Here is a 324-nt window from a genome sequence, read left to right as displayed (position 1 = left end):
CGAAATCGACAGCGTTCGTTCCTCGGTGAGTTGGACCTTGGGCACCAACCTGGAAAACCTCACATTGACCGGCGTTGCCGCGATCAACGGCAGCGGCAACGCGCTGGACAACGTGTTGATCGGCAATGCCGCCGCCAACGTGCTTAACGGCCTGGGCGGCGCGGATACCCTGGACGGTGGCGCCGGTAACGACACTTACTACGTCGACAACCTCGGCGACACGGTGATCGAGCGCGGCACGGCGCTGACCGAGATCGACAGCGTTGTTTCGTCCATCAGCTACGTGCTGGGTGCCAACCTCGAAAACCTGACGCTCAATGGCGG

The 324-nt window shown here is 62.0% G+C and carries 1 pseudogene; it reads left to right on the top strand.

Going from position 1 to position 324, the window contains the following annotated elements:
* Positions 1-324 (top strand): annotated as a pseudogene (locus OC610_RS29105) (putative Ig domain-containing protein); the annotation flags it as partial.

This window comes from Pseudomonas agronomica (assembly GCF_025917275.1).
GTDB classification, from domain to species: domain Bacteria; phylum Pseudomonadota; class Gammaproteobacteria; order Pseudomonadales; family Pseudomonadaceae; genus Aquipseudomonas; species Aquipseudomonas agronomica.
This window is presented reverse-complemented; position numbering and strand designations above follow the sequence as displayed.